18 protein-coding genes and 1 pseudogene are annotated in these 16,134 nt (G+C 30.1%); 12 read left to right on the plus strand and 7 right to left on the minus strand.

Going from position 1 to position 16,134, the window contains the following annotated elements; genetic code table 11:
* Nucleotides 1–4 precede the first annotated feature (4 nt).
* The 3 genes from DZ67_RS10465 to DZ67_RS0108130 all read right to left on the minus strand — a co-directional run bounded on the left by DZ67_RS10465 (nucleotide 5) and on the right by DZ67_RS0108130 (nucleotide 2,893).
* Entirely contained in the window at nucleotides 5–175 is a 171-nt protein-coding gene (locus tag DZ67_RS10465) for a helix-turn-helix transcriptional regulator (RefSeq protein ID WP_084021809.1), read from the minus strand.
* A 156-nt stretch (nucleotides 176–331) separates the two neighbouring features.
* The gene (locus DZ67_RS0108125; RefSeq protein WP_024791015.1) at nucleotides 332–1,534 is read right to left on the minus strand and encodes an ATP-binding protein; all 1,203 of its coding nucleotides are present in this window, start codon (nucleotides 1,532–1,534) and stop codon (nucleotides 332–334) included.
* 123 nt (nucleotides 1,535–1,657) lie between these two features.
* Complete coding sequence (locus tag DZ67_RS0108130; protein ID WP_024791016.1) at nucleotides 1,658–2,893, minus strand: tyrosine-type recombinase/integrase; 1,236 nt, start codon at nucleotides 2,891–2,893, stop codon at nucleotides 1,658–1,660.
* Between the two features lie 430 nt (nucleotides 2,894–3,323).
* Between DZ67_RS0108130 and DZ67_RS0108135 the strand changes: the two genes are divergently transcribed.
* Both DZ67_RS0108135 and DZ67_RS0108140 read left to right on the plus strand, forming a co-directional pair.
* On the plus strand, nucleotides 3,324–3,890 hold the full coding sequence (locus tag DZ67_RS0108135) for a DUF4102 domain-containing protein (RefSeq protein WP_024791017.1): 567 nt from the start codon (nucleotides 3,324–3,326) through the stop codon (nucleotides 3,888–3,890).
* The gene (locus DZ67_RS0108140; protein WP_156919587.1) at nucleotides 3,887–4,264 is read left to right on the plus strand and encodes a hypothetical protein; all 378 of its coding nucleotides are present in this window, start codon (nucleotides 3,887–3,889) and stop codon (nucleotides 4,262–4,264) included. Before DZ67_RS0108135 ends, DZ67_RS0108140 begins: the two co-directional genes overlap by 4 nt.
* A 42-nt stretch (nucleotides 4,265–4,306) precedes the next feature.
* On the opposite strand, the pseudogene DZ67_RS10060 reads toward DZ67_RS0108140, so the two are convergent.
* A pseudogene (locus DZ67_RS10060) lies at nucleotides 4,307–5,368 on the minus strand (IS256 family transposase).
* A 45-nt stretch (nucleotides 5,369–5,413) separates the two neighbouring features.
* Nucleotides 5,414–6,907 (minus strand): sigma-54-dependent Fis family transcriptional regulator, encoded by a 1,494-nt coding sequence (locus tag DZ67_RS0108150; protein WP_024788145.1) that lies wholly within the window; start codon nucleotides 6,905–6,907, stop codon nucleotides 5,414–5,416.
* A gap of 154 nt (nucleotides 6,908–7,061) precedes the next feature.
* Between DZ67_RS0108150 and DZ67_RS0108155 the strand changes: the two genes are divergently transcribed.
* The 7 genes from DZ67_RS0108155 to DZ67_RS0108185 all read left to right on the plus strand — a co-directional run bounded on the left by DZ67_RS0108155 (nucleotide 7,062) and on the right by DZ67_RS0108185 (nucleotide 12,368).
* Nucleotides 7,062–8,240, plus strand: a complete 1,179-nt coding sequence (locus DZ67_RS0108155) for a nitroreductase family protein (RefSeq protein ID WP_024788146.1) — start codon at nucleotides 7,062–7,064, stop codon at nucleotides 8,238–8,240.
* 1 nt (nucleotide 8,241) lies between these two features.
* Nucleotides 8,242–8,526: a hypothetical protein gene (locus DZ67_RS0108160; RefSeq protein ID WP_024791018.1), complete on the plus strand. Its 285-nt coding sequence runs from the start codon at nucleotides 8,242–8,244 to the stop codon at nucleotides 8,524–8,526.
* An 85-nt stretch (nucleotides 8,527–8,611) separates the two neighbouring features.
* On the plus strand, nucleotides 8,612–8,905 hold the full coding sequence (locus tag DZ67_RS0108165) for a 2Fe-2S iron-sulfur cluster-binding protein (protein WP_024788148.1): 294 nt from the start codon (nucleotides 8,612–8,614) through the stop codon (nucleotides 8,903–8,905).
* Nucleotides 8,902–10,116: an FprA family A-type flavoprotein gene (locus DZ67_RS0108170; RefSeq protein WP_024788149.1), complete on the plus strand. Its 1,215-nt coding sequence runs from the start codon at nucleotides 8,902–8,904 to the stop codon at nucleotides 10,114–10,116. The genes DZ67_RS0108165 and DZ67_RS0108170 overlap by 4 nt, the downstream gene beginning before the upstream one ends.
* Nucleotides 10,116–11,123: an AAA family ATPase gene (locus DZ67_RS0108175; RefSeq protein WP_201767433.1), complete on the plus strand. Its 1,008-nt coding sequence runs from the start codon at nucleotides 10,116–10,118 to the stop codon at nucleotides 11,121–11,123. Before DZ67_RS0108170 ends, DZ67_RS0108175 begins: the two co-directional genes overlap by 1 nt.
* The gene (locus DZ67_RS0108180) at nucleotides 11,104–11,616 is read left to right on the plus strand and encodes a DUF2201 family putative metallopeptidase (protein WP_024788151.1); all 513 of its coding nucleotides are present in this window, start codon (nucleotides 11,104–11,106) and stop codon (nucleotides 11,614–11,616) included. The genes DZ67_RS0108175 and DZ67_RS0108180 overlap by 20 nt, the downstream gene beginning before the upstream one ends.
* Nucleotides 11,617–11,669: 53 nt before the next feature.
* Nucleotides 11,670–12,368 (plus strand): hypothetical protein, encoded by a 699-nt coding sequence (locus tag DZ67_RS0108185; protein WP_024788152.1) that lies wholly within the window; start codon nucleotides 11,670–11,672, stop codon nucleotides 12,366–12,368.
* Here the strand turns inward: DZ67_RS0108185 and DZ67_RS0108190 are convergent.
* Nucleotides 12,354–12,785, minus strand: coding sequence for an ankyrin repeat domain-containing protein (locus DZ67_RS0108190; RefSeq protein WP_024788153.1), 432 nt, complete (start codon nucleotides 12,783–12,785; stop codon nucleotides 12,354–12,356). The genes DZ67_RS0108185 and DZ67_RS0108190 overlap by 15 nt on opposite strands.
* Entirely contained in the window at nucleotides 12,778–13,275 is a 498-nt protein-coding gene (locus tag DZ67_RS0108195) for a hypothetical protein (RefSeq protein ID WP_024788154.1), read from the minus strand. The genes DZ67_RS0108190 and DZ67_RS0108195 overlap by 8 nt, the downstream gene beginning before the upstream one ends.
* A 94-nt stretch (nucleotides 13,276–13,369) precedes the next feature.
* On the opposite strand from DZ67_RS0108195, the gene DZ67_RS0108200 reads away from it, so the two are divergent.
* From DZ67_RS0108200 to DZ67_RS0108210, 3 genes are read left to right on the plus strand one after another with little or no spacing between them, the layout of a single operon-like run.
* Nucleotides 13,370–14,953, plus strand: a complete 1,584-nt coding sequence (locus DZ67_RS0108200) for an aspartate:alanine exchanger family transporter (protein WP_024791020.1) — start codon at nucleotides 13,370–13,372, stop codon at nucleotides 14,951–14,953.
* A 36-nt stretch (nucleotides 14,954–14,989) separates the two neighbouring features.
* Nucleotides 14,990–15,688: a NifU family protein gene (locus DZ67_RS10295; RefSeq protein WP_024788156.1), complete on the plus strand. Its 699-nt coding sequence runs from the start codon at nucleotides 14,990–14,992 to the stop codon at nucleotides 15,686–15,688.
* Nucleotides 15,689–15,734: 46 nt separating this feature from the next.
* Nucleotides 15,735–16,133: a DUF362 domain-containing protein gene (locus DZ67_RS0108210; protein ID WP_024788157.1), complete on the plus strand. Its 399-nt coding sequence runs from the start codon at nucleotides 15,735–15,737 to the stop codon at nucleotides 16,131–16,133.
* Nucleotide 16,134: the final 1 nt, after the last annotated feature.

The raw sequence follows: 16,134 nt of genomic DNA on the forward strand, positions 1-16,134 counted from the left end.
TTGTCTATCCTTTTATGTAATAATTTATCCATTCTTCCACTTTTTCCTCTACCCACCTACTACTACGTCCAAACTTAATTGGTGAAGGAAAATTTTTAGTTTTAATAAATTTGTAAATAGTACTTTTTTTAAGGCTTGTTTTTTCAATAACTTCTTTTAGTGTTAATAATTTCATATTTTACTCCTTCAATTTTTTTTGTACTTCATAATATATATATGTTAAAAAAATCAAAAGGGGACAAAAAGGGGACTTTTTTTGAAAAAAAATTTAAAAATTTAGAAAAAATTGAGATATTGTAAGATAAAACAAAGTCAATAAAATATGATAATGTTAATACAAAAATCCGAATAGCCAAAGCGGAATCTTATTTCCGCTGCCAATTTCTATATCATCAACTACTATATAAGCATATTCTAAATTTTTTATCTGTTTTTTTGTTTTATTTTTACCACCAATCTCAAAAGTATATTCATTTACTACAAAATCACCTTTACTTGGAGCATAAATTTCATAATCTTCAAGCATAGAAGCAAAAAAAACTTCCCTTAAAGTTCCAATTTCCTGTGTTTCACAATAGCAAAAGTGAAGATTTGTGTTGTTAAGGTATATTTTTTCAGGTTTTGTAAGAATTGCATCTTTTTTGTTTGCACTTTTTATAAGTCTTATTATTTTTGCTTTTTGAAGAAGTTCTAAATATTCATAAGCTTCCGCATAAGCAGTCTTTGGCATATCCATTTTTATAAGAAGTTCTTGCATATTTGGTTTAAAAGGATGAGAGATGCAAACATATTCTATTAGTTTTTTGAATTTTCTAATTGTTGTAAATTTTATGTTAGATATTGCAGGAATATCAACTTCTAAAACTACATTTATAGTCTCTTTTAATTTCAAAAGATATGAAACTTTATCTTCATTTTGAAAATAAAAAGGATAATAGCCGATTTCTAAATATTCCTTAAAATCAGGAATAATTGAAGGTTTGTTTATTTTTTCTAAAATTTCATATGCAATATTTATATGATTTTGTAACAATTCATTGAGTGAAATTTTTTTTATTTGAAGTTCATATTTAAATTCTAAAAATTCTCTAAACGACATTCCTTTTACTTCTTTTATAAGCATTCTTCTACTTAAATCAGCTTTTGCATGATTAATTGATAAAGCACTGCTACCACTTACAATAACTTTTAAATCCAAAATATCATAAATTTTTTTTAATCCTTTTTCAAAGTTTGGATATTTATGAATTTCATCAATTATCAGTAATTTGCCATTTTCTTTATAAAAAGTTTCTGCTATTTCAAAAAGATTTTCTGCATCAATCCAATCTGCACTTATATATAATTTTTCATTTATCGGAATTTTAGATTCTTTTAAATATTGAAGAAGTGTCGTAGTTTTCCCCACACCTCTTGCACCCATAATTGCTAATAGTTTTTCATCTTTTTTTAATTCCTCATAAAAATACCTCTTATAAGTAGTATTTAAATTTTTAAGAAGAGCTCTTTGAAAAAGTCTAAATCTCTCTAACATTTTTTTCCTTATATTTTTATAGTTATAACTATAAAAATTATATCAAAATTTATAGTTAGAACTATAATTTTATTGATAAAAAAGCAAAAATCAAAAAAATTTGTAGATGTAGATGTGTAGATACTATATTTTTCCTAAAAGTTTATCCTCCCACCACTGTAGCAACAATCTTCTATGTTCTAAAAAATCTGTTCTCAAATAAGCTTGAGTTACTTTATTGCCTATTTTATGATGTAATTGTGATTCGATTGCTTCAATACCACATTTATGCTCCTCTATACATTCAGCAGCAATAGTTCTAAAAGAACTTCTCCAACCATGAGGACTATGAATATCTTTATATCCTATTTTTTTGTATTTATCGGATAAAAAATTTTCACTAATTGGCTTATTAGTTTTACTTGAAATAAATACAAACTCCTTATCTCCACTTAATCGTTTAAAAGACTCTAAAATTGCAATTAAAGTATCTGTAAGTGGTAATCTAAAATCACTATGTGTAGCTTTCATTACTTCTTTTGGATAGATAATAAGTTTTTTCTCCCAATTAATATATTCCCATCTAAGATTACGGATATTTCCATTACGGAGGATAGTCAAAGCTTGAAATTGAATTATCTTTGAAGTTATCGGATTTTCTATGTTTAATATTTTTTTATAAAGTTCTCTTAAATCATCAATATCTAATAAAGCAGAGATGTGCTGTTCTTTGTGTTGTGGTAATATTCTATCAATTTTTATATTGTAGGCTGGATTATAATCTAAATAATCATTATCAATTCCAAATTCAAATAAATCTCGTAAAATATGTAAAACTTCTTTAGCTTTATAGGTTTTGTTTACACTTCTTGTATCATTTTTTAGTTTAATTTTTGGAACTTCTTTGATTAAGTTAAGTATATCTTGTTTTGTAACATCTTCTATAAATTTTTTACCAATAAATGGAATAACATAATTATTAAATGTTCCTACATAATTTTTTTTAAATCTTGATTCACTTACATTTTGTTTTTTAATTTCTAAATATTCTTCAACTAAATCAGAAACTCTTTTCCTATTTTGTAATCTCTCTTTTTCTAACTCTTTTTGTTTTTTCCATTTTTGTAAGTCTATTCCTTTTTGTACTAAACTCTTTAACTCTATTGCCTTTTTTCTTGCTTCAGCTAATGACATATAAGGATATTCTCCTATTGTAAAAGGTTTATGAGTTTTCCATTCTTTTAATTTATATCTTAATCTCCAAACTTTTTTAGTTTTTTCGACAACTAAATATAAACCATTACCATCAGAATACCAATTTTTATATCTACTTTCAGGAATATATTTTAGGCTCCTAATCTTTGTGTCAGTAAGAGACATTATTTTCCTTTAAAAAGGGGTTTGTATACATAATTGTATACATATTTTTAATAGAAGTCAATAAAATTTTATAAACTTTCATAGACAATCGTTTAATGAAATCCCCTAAATATAGAAGTTATGAGAACTTTAATAATCTACTATAAACTAAATATTGGTGCATCTCTCCCGCACCATTTACTACTTTTAAAACAATTTAATCTCAGACACTTTAATGTTAAACATCCCGAAAATACGTTATTCTGTTAAACGTTAAACATTAAAACTCCCACAAAATCTTTGTTGTTATTTAAAAAAATTTGTCCCCAGAGTTGTCCCCAGATTTGCCACCATTTTTCTACTCCTTTTTGCCTAAATTTCGGGGATTTTAGCGTTTGCTATCCCCTCAAAAAAAATTGTATAAAATTTCTGGGGCAAAAACAATGCGATTTTGGGGACAAATCTGGGGACAAAAAAGATTACAGCCGTTGTTATTAAAAACCTTAAGCCGACAGGCAAAGAAGAATGGATTAGAATTGAAGAAGGATTATATTTGCGCATAAGAAAAACAGGTAAAAAGTATTTTGTTAGCAGATATACCTTTTTAGGTAAAAACAGAAAAATTACATTGGGAGAGTATCCTGTGTTAAAGCTTATGCAGGCAAGAAAAATGAATTTGGAAATTAGAGAAAAAATTGCAAGTGGAATTGATCCTTTACAGGAAAAACAAAAAGAAAAACAAGAACAAATTGAAGCTGAAAAACTTGCAATTGAAGAAAACTTAAATAAGCACAAATTTAAAGACATTGCGATAGAATGGTTGGAATTTAAAGAACAAAACATTGCAGACGTTACTTATTTTAAATTGTTAAGAAGAGTAGAAAATTATTTACTGCCTTTTCTTGGAGACAAATTTATAGAAGACATTACAAAAAAAGACATTATAGACACAATAAAAAAATTTAAACAGGTTAGAACGCAAAACAATACTAAAAAGACAACTAAACATTATGTGTGATGATTACAGATGTAGGAGATAATGAAGTAAAATTAAAAGCTTTAGAGGCAGGGGTAAATGAATTTCTCAATAAGCCTATTAATACTGCCGAAATTATTATAAGGTTAAAAAACAGTATAAAAATGATTAAATCTAATAAAATATTAAAAGAATATAATAAAACTTTACAAGAAGAAGTTAAAAAAGCTACATTTAAACTTGAGAAAGCTCAATTTGAAACTCTTGATTTATTATCAACTGTTGCAGAATATAGAGATGAAGATACCCATTTGCATACTAAAAGGAGACCGTTCATAATTCCGTGTCAGCTGGGGAAATTATATCATAACTTTAAAGCATCATCTAATCTACCTTCAAAGAAAATTGCCAGCTGAGAGGAGACCGTTCATAATTCCGTGTCAGCTGGGGAAATTATATCATAAGTTTAAAGCATCATCTAATCTACCTTCAAAGAAAATTGCCAGCTGAGAGAGTGTAAGATTCCAGTTTTTAATAGGCATAGTCCATTTTTTTCTGTATTCTGAATACCCATATATAAGAGTTTGAGTAAGCTATTTTCATTAGGAAAAGCACCTTTGGTTTTAGTAAGTTTTCTAAATTGTCTATGAACTGATTCAATAATATTAGTTGTGTATATAACTTTTTTTATATCTTGAGGATATTTAAAATAATTAGATAAATTATTCCACTTGTTTCTCCAGGATTTAATGACTATAGGATACTTATTCCCCCATTTTTCTTCAAGTCTATCAAGTTCACTTTCGGCTTGTTCTTTATTTACAGCCTGATATACCTTTTTTAAATCTTTCATAAACTCTTTTTTATCTTTAGAAGCTACATATTTTAAAGAATTTCTAATCTGATGAATTATACATAACTGAACCTCTGTATTTGGATATATAGCGTTAATGGCTTCTGGAAATCCTTTAAGTCCATCTACACTTGCAATAAGTATATCTTTTACTCCTCTGTTGTTTAAATCGGTTAAAACCTGAAGCCAAAAATTTGCTCCTTCACTTTCGCTTAAATAAAGCCCTAAAACTTCTTTTTTACCTTGAATATTGATACCTAAAATTGTATAAACCGCTTTATTTACATATTTCCCATCTTCTTTAATTTTATAATGAATTGCATCCATAAATACAAATGGATATATACTCTCTAAAGGTCTTGATTGCCACTCTTTGATTTTTGGTATTATTTTATCCGTTATTGCATTTATTGTAGCTGATGAAATAGAAATTTGATAAAGCTCTTCAATATGTGATTTTATATCTTTATAGCTCATTCCAAGTGCATATAATGATAATATCTTCTCTTCTATTTCATCACTTATTGTTGTTTGATGTTTCAATCTCTGCTTCAAGTGCAGCTTCTACTAATTCTTTAATTAATGGAGCTAATACTCCATCTTTTCCACCTATCTTCTTACCTGCTAATAAATCTTTTACTGCTTTGTCAAAATTAAATTTCTCCATGTCAGTCCTTTCATTTTTAGTATTTTACCTTGACTGACACGGAATTTATAACAGTCCCGTTTTAATCAACGCTTTTGTAATAGCCTCTTTTTCAATCTCCTGTAATTGCTTTTTTGTGGGCACTTTTTGGGTTGTGTCGATTTCTGCTTCTTTTTTACCATACACTTTTTGGAAACTATAAGGAAGTACAAAATCAAGCATTTCCGGTTTAATTTCTCCGGCAGGGCAAATCAGCACTATCCTTTCGACAATATTTTGAAGTTCTCTTATATTCCCGGGCCACGGATACTGAATGAGCAGTTCCATGGCTTCCTTGCTTAAATACATATTTTTATCATTTTCTTTCATAAATTTATTTAAATAAAAATTTATAATCAAAGGAATATCTTCGTATCTTTCCCTAAGAGGGGGAAGATTAACAGGAATGACATTCAGTCTATAATATAAATCTTTTCTAAATTTCCCTTTTTCTACCATTTGTTCTAAATTTCTATTTGTTGCGGCTATAAGTCTTACATCTGTTTTAATAGTTTTAACACCTCCCACACGCTCAAATTCCTGTTCCTGTAAAACCCTCAGAAGTTTTACCTGCATATTTGGTGAAATGTCTCCTATTTCATCAAGAAATAGCGTTCCTCCGTTGGCCAGTTCGAAACGTCCTTTTTTTGTTTCCTTTGCATCGGTAAAAGCACCTTTTTCATGTCCGAAAAGTTCGGATTCAAGAAGTGTTTCACTGATGGCCGCACAGTTTAATTTGATTAAAGGGCCGTTTTTTCTTCTGCTTAAATTGTGTATTGCGGTGGCAATTAATTCTTTTCCTGTTCCGGTTTCCCCCCTGATAAGAACGGTTGCATCACTTGGGGCGATTTTTTCAACTAAATTAAAAATTTTTTTCATTTTTGTGCTTTTTGCAATTATATTTTCAAACCTGTATTCTTTAAATGATTCATTTTCATAATAATTTTTTAATTCTTTTAATTCCTCTTTTTCCTTCTCGATTTTTTTTCTGTAATTTAGTGCACTGATGGAAAGTGAGCCGAATATTGTAAGCATTGATATAATTTCTTCAAAATTTACCTTGCTTTCTTTTGAGAGATTGGCTGAAACCACGCCTAATAATTTATTTTGTTTTATAATGGGAACCGCCACATATGAAATAATTGATGTGTTTCTTGTGCCAAGTTTATTTAAATAAAGGATATTGTTGTGGATATTTTTTATTACAACGGGTTCTTTTGCTTTTGCCGCAAGCCCTGTTGCGCCTTCTCCTAATTTGTAAATAGCTAATTTTTTCTGTTGGGATGTAAGGCCAACAGATGCAAACAAAGAGAGATAATTGTTCTCCTCTTCATAAACAAAAAGGGCTCCTCTTTCAAAATATTGCTCATTTTTTAGTAAATTTAGACTTTTTTCAATACTTTTTCCAATATCTTCATAACTGTTTAATAAATTAGATATTTCATATAAGAGTTTCATATGTTTGTATGAGTTTAAAGCCTTGCAGTTTTTACATTTTTCTAAAGAAAAGTCATCAGGCATCCATATCCTTTGTCTAAAGATTTTAAAGATATAATAACATAAAAATGTAAAAATATATCGCTTTTTACTGATTAAATTTTAATCGATATTTTGTCTGTTTTTTATTGAAGATAGAATAAAAAATGCATATAATTAAAAAAACAGGGGTAAACTGATGTATGAAAAAACTTCGCTTACATATAAAAATGTTGCTAAAAATACAAAATTTATAGATTGGGAAAGTCAGCCTTTAATGAAGGAATATCCCGATTTTTTCAGTTATGATTTAAGAGATGTTGAAATAATTTATTTATCAAGATTTGCAAGCGAAGTTTTAAACATCAATAAAAAACCTTATATCAGGTTAAACATACCCTCAGCCGGAAATTTACATCCTACAGAACTGTATGTCCAGATAAGGGGAATAAAAAACATAATAAGCGGGATTTATCATGTTAATGCCAAAAAATCAAAATTAACGCTTATTAAAGAAATTTATAACGGCGGAATTGAAAATGAATTAGATATAAATATGGTAAAAGGGATAATTTTTTTGGTTTCTGTTGTGCCTTTCAGGTCTTTTTGGAAATACGGTACAAGAAGTTACAGATATACCTATTTGGACGCCGGGCATCAGATAGGCGCTCTTTTGGCCGCTTCAAAAATATGCAAAAAAGAGATTTATCAAACAGAAATAAAAGAATATAAAAAAATAAATAAATTTATGGGCTTTTGTAATGAAGAATTTGCACTCGCCGCTTTTTACACAGGGGAGATTAAAAAGACAAAAGTATCTAAAACAATCCCTTTAATAAAAGTCTTTCCGACAAACTATACCGAATGGGAAGTGGATACAAATTTGTATCTTAAAGGGTTACAAAAATGTAATTTTAATATATTTTATCCTAAAATTAAATCAAAAAAGACGCTTTTTCAACGCCGCTCCGCCCGAGGATTTAAAAAAAGAGATTCATATTTGGATTTTTATTTTTTCTTTTTTTACATGCTTAAATTTTTAGATGAATTTTCACTTTATTTAATTACGCTTGATAAAATCAACAGGGTTTATAAAAATGCAAAACTTGTAAAAAAGGGAAATTTTACAAACCAGATTGTAAAAATGTGTGTAAATCAGGGATTTATAAAAAATGCCGCATATATTTTTATTGTTACAGCTAAGCAATTTAATCAAAATACGCTTTTAAAATCCGGTATGCTTGGGCAAAAAATATATTTAGAAGCGGTTGAAAGGGGATGGAAGGTCAGTGCTATAGGCGCCTTTTACGATAAGGCGTGGCAGAGGTTTTTAAAAACAAATGAAAAAATCCATTATATCATCTCAATAGGAGGTTAAAATGACATTAAAAAAAGAAGCTTGGCATATTATCAATATTTTTAAATTTATGGGGGAGGACTCTTTTGTTTATATAAGTAAAAATTATGAATTGATTGATTCTCTTTTTGATTCGGTTATGCAGGCAATTGTAAAAAGCTCCCGGTTAAAAAACATAATGCCAAAAGAATTTGTTTATCCGGCTTTAAAATATCTGGAAAATGATTTAAAATGGAAAAAACATTTTGAAAACAAAGACCATAAAAGTTTTTTTCTAAGCGATTTAATGCTTTTTTTCAGGCACTGAGTAAATATAAGTAACTAAAGATAAAAATATTACATCTCAGTTTTTAATAGAATGAAAATTGCAGTAAATTAAATAAAGGATAATTATGGCAACAGTATATTTAAAAGATGACAATATAAAAGTTAAAGCGCCTGTTGGCACATCAATTAGAAAAATAGCTGAGAAAACAGGGGCTTCAATGGAATTTGGATGCAGGGTCGGGGATTGTTCAACATGCGTGGCGGTTGTTGAAAAAGGAATGGAATGTCTTAATGAACCATCTGAAAAAGAGCTCAAAACATTAAGTCTTATTGACAATAAAACAGATAATATGAGACTAATGTGTCAGTGTAATATTAAAAAGGAGGGCGAGATAGTAATCTCGTATATTAAGATATGAAACATGCAATAAAATTATGCGATGATGTCTATTTTACAGGGGCTTTTGATTCTAAAATCAGAACGTTTGACATTATTATGAGAACGGCAAACGGAAGTTCTTACAACTCTTATGTAATAAGAGGGGATGAGGGTGTATGTGTAATGGATACAGTCAAAAAAGAATTTTCATCGCAGTTTTTCATGCGTTTAGAAGAGGTTTGCGATTATGATGAAATTAAGTATATAGTTTTGCACCATTTAGAACCAGACCATTCGGGAGCCCTTTTTGAACTTATGGATAAGGCCCCGCAGGCGAAACTTATTATTTCCAACAGGGCTGTTTTAATGTTAAAAGCTCTTATGAAAAAAGATGTAAATTTTGAGGTGGCAGGCACGGGAAAAAAAATTTCTTTAGGTAATAAAACAATAGAATTTTTAAGCACACCTTTTCTTCACTGGCCGGATACTATGAGCAGTTATCTGCATGAAGACAAAATACTTTTCAGCGGAGATGTTTTTGGCAGCCATTATTATGATGAAAGACTATTTGATGACAAGGTGGGCGATTTTTCCTATGCATTTAAATATTATTATCTGCATATTATGAGACCGTTTAAATCGTTTATTTTAAACGCTTTAAAGCTTTACAAAAAATTTGATATTTCAATTATTGCATCTTTGCACGGCCCTGTTTTAAGAACAAATCCCATGAGTTATATTCAAAAATATGAAAACTGGAGTAAAAATTCAAAAGATAGCAATAAAAAAATATTTTCAATTTTTTATATAAGCAGTTACGGAAATACATTAAAAATGGCCAAACATATTGCAAAAGGTGCAGATAAAATTGAAGGTGTCGTTTCAGGTGTATATGACCTTGAAGCTTTAGAAACACCGAATATGATTGATTTGCTTGAAAAAAGCGATGTTGTATTAATCGGCTCTCCCACTATCAATTCAGATGCCGTAAAACCGGCATGGGATTTGCTTTCCTGTGTTGCACTTATTGAAAATAACGGTAAAATAGGGGCAACATTCGGCTCTTACGGATGGAGTGGGGAAGCTGCGGATATGCTTCATGAGAGAATGTCAAAGTTAAAATTCAGAATGCCAAACAAACCTTTAAAAATTAAGCTTATACCAACCGGCGAAGAATTAAAAGAGTGTGAAGAGTTTGGTTTTGAACTGGCTGAAATAGCAATGGGTAAAATGATAGAAATGGAAATATAATGTCTGTTTCCATTTCCACAAGTGAATTATATAAATATTTAGAAATTTTAATCAATACAGATATTCCGGTTTTTATACACGGCTCCCCTGGAATAGGAAAATCTTATATAGTTGCGGATATAGCAAAGAAAAAGAATCTTCAGTTAATCGATATAAGGCTCTCACAACTTGACCCTGTTGATTTAAGGGGTATTCCTTCCATTAAAGAAAATCAAACAATCTGGATGCCTCCTGTATTTTTCCCAAAAGATGAAAATTCACAAGGAATTTTGTTTTTAGATGAACTAAATTCCGCCGCTCCTTCTATTCAGGCAGCTGTTTATCAGCTTATTTTAAACAGGCAGTTAGGAGAATATAAACTTCCAAAAGGCTGGAGAATTATTGCCGCGGGAAACAGAATGGAGGATAAAGGGGTTGTGTTTAGGCTTCCCTCTCCACTTGTAAACAGAATGGTTCATTTGTATGTGGAAGCAAAATATGAAGATTTTAAGCAGTTTGCCTTAAAAAACGGTCTGCACCATTATATTATAGGGTTTTTGGGCTTTCGTCCGGATTTGCTTTCTACAGATGTTGTTGAGGATGATTCAAACCCGGCCTTTGCAACTCCGAGAAGTTATCATATGCTATCAAATATATTAAAGCATAATGATAATATAAATGAAATTTTACCGTTGATTTACGGAGCTATCGGTTACTCATGCGGGATTGAGTTTGTAAATTATGTAAAAATTTATGAAAACCTGCCAAATCCAAAATCTATTCTAAACGGAGAGTTTCCCGAAATAGACAAAACCAATGCATCTCTTCTTTTTGCTCTGGAGTCGGCTTTGGTTGAATATTATGACTGTTCTGATATTCACAGAAAAAATATTTTTGAATTTACCAAAAAACTTCCTAATGAATTTTCGGTTATGCTTATAAAAGATTTAATTGTAAAAGATGAAAAAATAAGCGAAACTGTCTGGTTTGAAGAGTGGCTAAGCAAATATGGCGAATATATCATCTGAATATAAAAATATATTTGAAAAAATAAGAATAGAGTTTCTTTTCGAAAACCCTTTTTTAAGCTTTTTAGCATTAAATATTCCTTTAATTCAAAAAAACAATAAATATGAAGTTATTGAAACAGACGGTGAAAAAATATATTTTGATGAAAAAAAAGCTTCTTATTATGATAATGAAACATTAAAATATCTGTATGCACATGTGCTTTTTCATATACTATTAAAGCATCCTTTCCGTATGAAAGAGAGAAACAAAGATATTTGGAACAGAAGCTGCGATATTGTTATAAACCTTTTAATGAGTGAATTTAAAAATATGGGTAAAAGAGATGAAAATGAAATTTTGCTGGAAAAATTCAGAAATAAAAGTGTTGAAGAGGTTTATAACAGTCTTTATAATGAATCTTTCGGGGGCGGTAAAAATGATGAAAATTTAAAAAACCAAAAAAGGGATTTGATTGAAAATCCAAAAGGTGAAGTTATAAACAGAATATAAAAAAATTAAAAAAATACGGGGATGTTATACATTTTAGCATTTAAAGGGGATTTTTGGAAAATCTGCATTATAAAAAAGAAATTGCGAAATTAAGCGAAGAGCCGGATTTTGAAAAAAAAGGGGATGAATTTTTTCTAAAACACCCTGACCCGCAGGCAAGAATGGAGTGGGCTTTTTACAGACCGTCCGGCTCTCATCCGAAACAGATAGAAGATGAGGATGTTTTTGTCAGTATAATGGCGTTTAACCATTCAAGATTAGGAGCTTATGAGAGGTTTAAAAGACTTAATAAAAAAGTTATTAAGGATGAAAAGCTGCGTGTTAAAATAAGAAACAGAAGCAGAATGCTTTTTAGAAGCTTAGTTGATGATGATTTTAAAGAACTTGTAAAAGTCTTAAAACTTGTTCCTGAATTTAAGGATTTAGCAATTGATCAGGTTATAAACGGTAAAATCTGGAACGATGTTTATGCCGATCCTTTAGCTGCAAGTGAATTTGTTAAATTAGTGGAAAACAGACTAGATGAAAAATTAAAAACAGCTATAATAAAACGTCTTATACCTGTAAATAAGTTAAGTTTAAAAGAAGGCAGAAAATATTTACTTTTTCTTATTGAAATTAAAGATAATCTCCATCCGTTTATAAGGGAAAGTTTCAGGGATAAATTTGATAAATGGGTAAACAGACTTCAAATTCATCCGCTTCAAAGAATAGTTTTGCAAAAAGAGATAAAAAAATTAGTTTCTGAGTAATCTTAATATCTGAGGTGTCACAGCCAAATCAACAGCGCTGAAACCGTCTAAATTTTTTATGTTTTTATCCGCCCCGGCTTTAATCAACATTGCAGCTATTTCATTTTTTCCGGTTGATGCGGCATACATTAGTGGTGTTACACCGTTTTCATTTACGGTATCTATTTCAATATTTTTTTTTATTAATATTTCAACTATTTTTTTAGAGTTTGAAAAACAGGCAAACCATAAAACACTGTTTCCGTCGTTGTTTTTTATAAAAATATCCGCACCGTTATTTAACAAATCTTCAAAAACGTCTATATTCCCTTCCATTGCGGCTTTCATAAGTGCAGTGTTTCCGTAATTGTCCTGCATATTTATATCAAGCGGGTTAAAATTGTTTTTTTTAAGCCAAAAGAGAGTTTTTTTATTCATTAATTTCCTTTAATACACTTTCAATGCTCTCAACCGCCATAGATTTTATATTTTCTATGTTATCTCCTTCCCACCAGAACTCTATAATTTTTTCTTCTGTAGCTGAAACAATATCTATCGGGAGATTTGCAAATATTTCGTATGAGGATATTTCGTTTTTTGAAACATTTTTCTGTTTAGAGAGATTTTTTTCAATATCCCTTACTGCTTTTTCAAAAGGGTTCGGTTCATAATTTTGTGTAAGGTCTATGTTTCTTGCATAATCAATCCATGTTTTTATTTCATCTTCTAAAATTTTGTTGTATCCGTATATTTCATAGCATAAGATTTTATCTGAATTTTCAGTGCTTTTATCTTCACCGATTAAAATTTCAGACATTTTAGGTATACCGTTTTGTATATATATTTCAATTTTTTTGTTTTCGTCAAAAGAAGACGCCTTAAAAAACGCTTCTTCAATAATTTTTAACAATTCTTTTTTCAAATCCATAAAAATCCTTTTTTTACTTATTTTATGCAATTTTCATTCTAATTAGAATAAAAATTGTATATGATTATTTAAAAGAAAAAAATTAAGGTAAAAAATGATAAACAGCCAGATATTTTATCTGTTTTTTATAATAACACTCGGATATATAATCGGAAACATTAAAGTAAAAGGTTTTTCGCTGGATATTACCGCCATATTCCTTGTTGCCTTAATTGCCGGGCATTTTGGCATGGTTGTTTCTGATAATTTTAAATTTTTCGGGCTGGCTATTTTTATTTATGCGGTTGGTTTGCAATCGGGGCCTGGTTTTTTTGAAACAATTAAAAGCGACGGGATTAAATTAAATATAATAGCAGTTTTTTTATTACTCAGTATTTTTATTTGTGTTTATTTTCTGGGAAAATATTTTAATTTGGATAAAAGCGTAATAGACGGGATTCTTACAGGCTCTCTGACCAATGTCCCTTCCCTCGCAAGTGCTCTTGAAGTTAAAAACGACCCTATAATATCCATTATATTCGGGGCTGTTTATCCGTTTTGTATTTTTGTGACAATTTTTTTTATAAGAATGCTTCCTGTTATGTTCAGGGTGGATTTGGGTAAAGAGGTTGAAAATTACGAAAATGAAAAAAAGGGCAGATGCGCCCCGATACTTACAAAAAATTTTAAAATAACAAACGAAAGTTTTAAAAAACAGCCTGTTAAAAAATCCCAGGTGGAAAAAATGACATCCACCATCATAGAAAGGGTTGAATCTCAAAATCCGGACGATTTGGAGGAAAATGAGGATGTATATCTGCATTATAACGACATAGTAAGGGCATCCGGAAGCAAAGAACAGCTTGAATCTCTGCGTATAATACTCGGAAGCGAAATAGGAGATGCTTATAAATTTCACGATGATATGAAAATTTTCAAACTTCTTGTTACATCAAAAAATATAGTCGGTAAAAAAATAGGAAGTTTAAAAGAGCTGAAATCTTTAAGGGCAGTTGTTACAAAAGTCAGAAGATCGGGAATAGATATTAAACCTCATCCTTCGTTAACGCTGATGTTTGGGGACAAACTTTATGTAGTTGCACCTGAAAAATACGGAGAAAGAATTACAAAACTTGTGGGAAACAACCTTTTAAAATATCCGGCAGCCGATTTTTTATCTATATCTTTAGGGATTGTAGCAGGGATAATTGTAGGAAGTATACCTTTTTATCTGCCTTTTGTGGGGGAGATAAAACTCAGTTTTATAGGGGGGATTTTAATTACGGCATTAATCCTCGGAAGGCTTGGAAGAATAGGAAACATTGTTTTTCAGCTTTCACCAAATTCCGGGAGTCTTATGAAAACATCCGGGCAGCTTATATTTATGGCCGCCATTGGAACAAATGCGGGAAAGTATCTTTTAGAAGAACTCTCTAAAAATGGATTTTTACCAATATATATTGGATTATTTTCAATTATATTTTCACTTTTTTTAGTTTCTTTTGTGTGCAGGGTTTTTTTTAAAATGAATTTTTTAAATATTTTAGGTGTCTTATCTGGAGGAATGACATCAACCCCAACGCTTACTGTTATAAACTCTGTTTCAAAATCCGATTATCCGTCCATTGCATATACTGCTGTTTATCCTGTATCTTTGGTAATGACAATTTTTCTCTCCGAGATTATTTTAAAGATTTAGAATATAAATTGTATATAGGTTAAAAAAAGGGTAATTATGGATATGTTTGAAAAAGGTTTAAAAGAATATGAAAATAAAAATTATACCGGGGCATTGGAATGTTTTTTAAAATCAAATACCCCCAAGGCGTTTTTTAATTTGGGTATTTTTTATTTAAAAGGAATCGGGTGTAAAAAAGATATCAAAAAAGCAAAGGAATATTTTAAAAAAGCTGCAGAATTTAACGAAGCAAAAGCATTTTTTTATTTAGCAAACATTTATGAAAAAGAAAATAACAAAAAATATATTGAATATTATGAAAAAGCAGCAGAGCTTAATGACAAAAATGCACAGTTTAAACTTGCCCTCTATTACAAAGACAAAGATACAGAAAAATCAATGAAATATTTTATAAAAGCGGCTCACAACGGGCATCCTCAGGCCCAGCAGATTGTAACATATGTAAGCAATAAAGATTTAAACACTGATTTAAATGAAAAATTTAGAAAATTAGATGAAAATTTGCAAAAAGAAAAAATTATAAATTTGTTGCAAAATGAAATTGTTCCAGTACTCCAAAAAGACGGCGGGGGAATAGAACTTGTTAAATATATCCCGGGCGATATTCCGGAAATCTGGCTTCGTTATCTCGGTGCATGTTCTGGATGTATGTTTGGTAAAACCTCCACGGCGGATATGATAATTAAATATTTTGAAGAATTAATAGATAAAAATATTGTTTTGTATCTTCTTTAGAATAAAAATTGCATTTACTTTTTTAAAATCAATCAAGGAGAAAAAAATGGCTGTGATGATAACCGAGACTTGTGTAAGCTGCGGGGACTGTGCAGGAGAATGCCCGGTTGCTGCAATTTTGGATGATTCAAAAGACAGAAATCCGTTTATGGGTGAGCGCTTTTATGTAAAACCCGAAGCCTGTGTTGAGTGTGTAGGACACGCAGATGTGCCAAGATGTGCCGAAGCTTGCCCGACAGAAGGGTGTATTGTATGGGATATGCCTTATACTGAAGAATTCAGTGAATATTACGAAAAAGGAAACAGTGAAGGTAAATACAAAATAAGGGTTCATAAAAAGAAAGGCTTAATGCTCCCTACAGTTAAAGAAAAACCTTTTATAGAAACAGTTCCGTTAGAAGAGAGAGAAGCGCACTCTGCTGTTTTAAATTTCTTTAAAGCTTAAA

Source organism: Lebetimonas sp. JS138 (assembly GCF_000523335.1).
GTDB lineage: Bacteria > Campylobacterota > Campylobacteria > Campylobacterales > Nautiliaceae > Lebetimonas.

Bases quoted from the DNA above. Each gene is read 5' to 3' on its own strand.
- DZ67_RS10465 (WP_084021809.1), bottom strand. From the start codon at position 175: ATGAAATTATTAACACTAAAAGAAGTTATTGAAAAAACAAGCCTTAAA.
- DZ67_RS0108125 (WP_024791015.1), bottom strand. From the start codon at position 1,534: ATGTTAGAGAGATTTAGACTTTTTCAAAGAGCTCTTCTTAAAAATTTA.
- DZ67_RS0108130 (WP_024791016.1), bottom strand. From the start codon at position 2,893: ATGTCTCTTACTGACACAAAGATTAGGAGCCTAAAATATATTCCTGAA.
- DZ67_RS0108150 (WP_024788145.1), bottom strand. From the start codon at position 6,907: ATGCCTGATGACTTTTCTTTAGAAAAATGTAAAAACTGCAAGGCTTTA.
- DZ67_RS0108155 (WP_024788146.1), top strand. From the start codon at position 7,062: ATGTATGAAAAAACTTCGCTTACATATAAAAATGTTGCTAAAAATACA.
- DZ67_RS0108160 (WP_024791018.1), top strand. From the start codon at position 8,242: ATGACATTAAAAAAAGAAGCTTGGCATATTATCAATATTTTTAAATTT.
- DZ67_RS0108165 (WP_024788148.1), top strand. From the start codon at position 8,612: ATGGCAACAGTATATTTAAAAGATGACAATATAAAAGTTAAAGCGCCT.
- DZ67_RS0108170 (WP_024788149.1), top strand. From the start codon at position 8,902: ATGAAACATGCAATAAAATTATGCGATGATGTCTATTTTACAGGGGCT.
- DZ67_RS0108175 (WP_201767433.1), top strand. From the start codon at position 10,116: ATGTCTGTTTCCATTTCCACAAGTGAATTATATAAATATTTAGAAATT.
- DZ67_RS0108180 (WP_024788151.1), top strand. From the start codon at position 11,104: ATGGCGAATATATCATCTGAATATAAAAATATATTTGAAAAAATAAGA.
- DZ67_RS0108190 (WP_024788153.1), bottom strand. From the start codon at position 12,785: ATGAATAAAAAAACTCTCTTTTGGCTTAAAAAAAACAATTTTAACCCG.
- DZ67_RS0108195 (WP_024788154.1), bottom strand. From the start codon at position 13,275: ATGGATTTGAAAAAAGAATTGTTAAAAATTATTGAAGAAGCGTTTTTT.
- DZ67_RS0108200 (WP_024791020.1), top strand. From the start codon at position 13,370: ATGATAAACAGCCAGATATTTTATCTGTTTTTTATAATAACACTCGGA.
- DZ67_RS10295 (WP_024788156.1), top strand. From the start codon at position 14,990: ATGGATATGTTTGAAAAAGGTTTAAAAGAATATGAAAATAAAAATTAT.
- DZ67_RS0108210 (WP_024788157.1), top strand. From the start codon at position 15,735: ATGGCTGTGATGATAACCGAGACTTGTGTAAGCTGCGGGGACTGTGCA.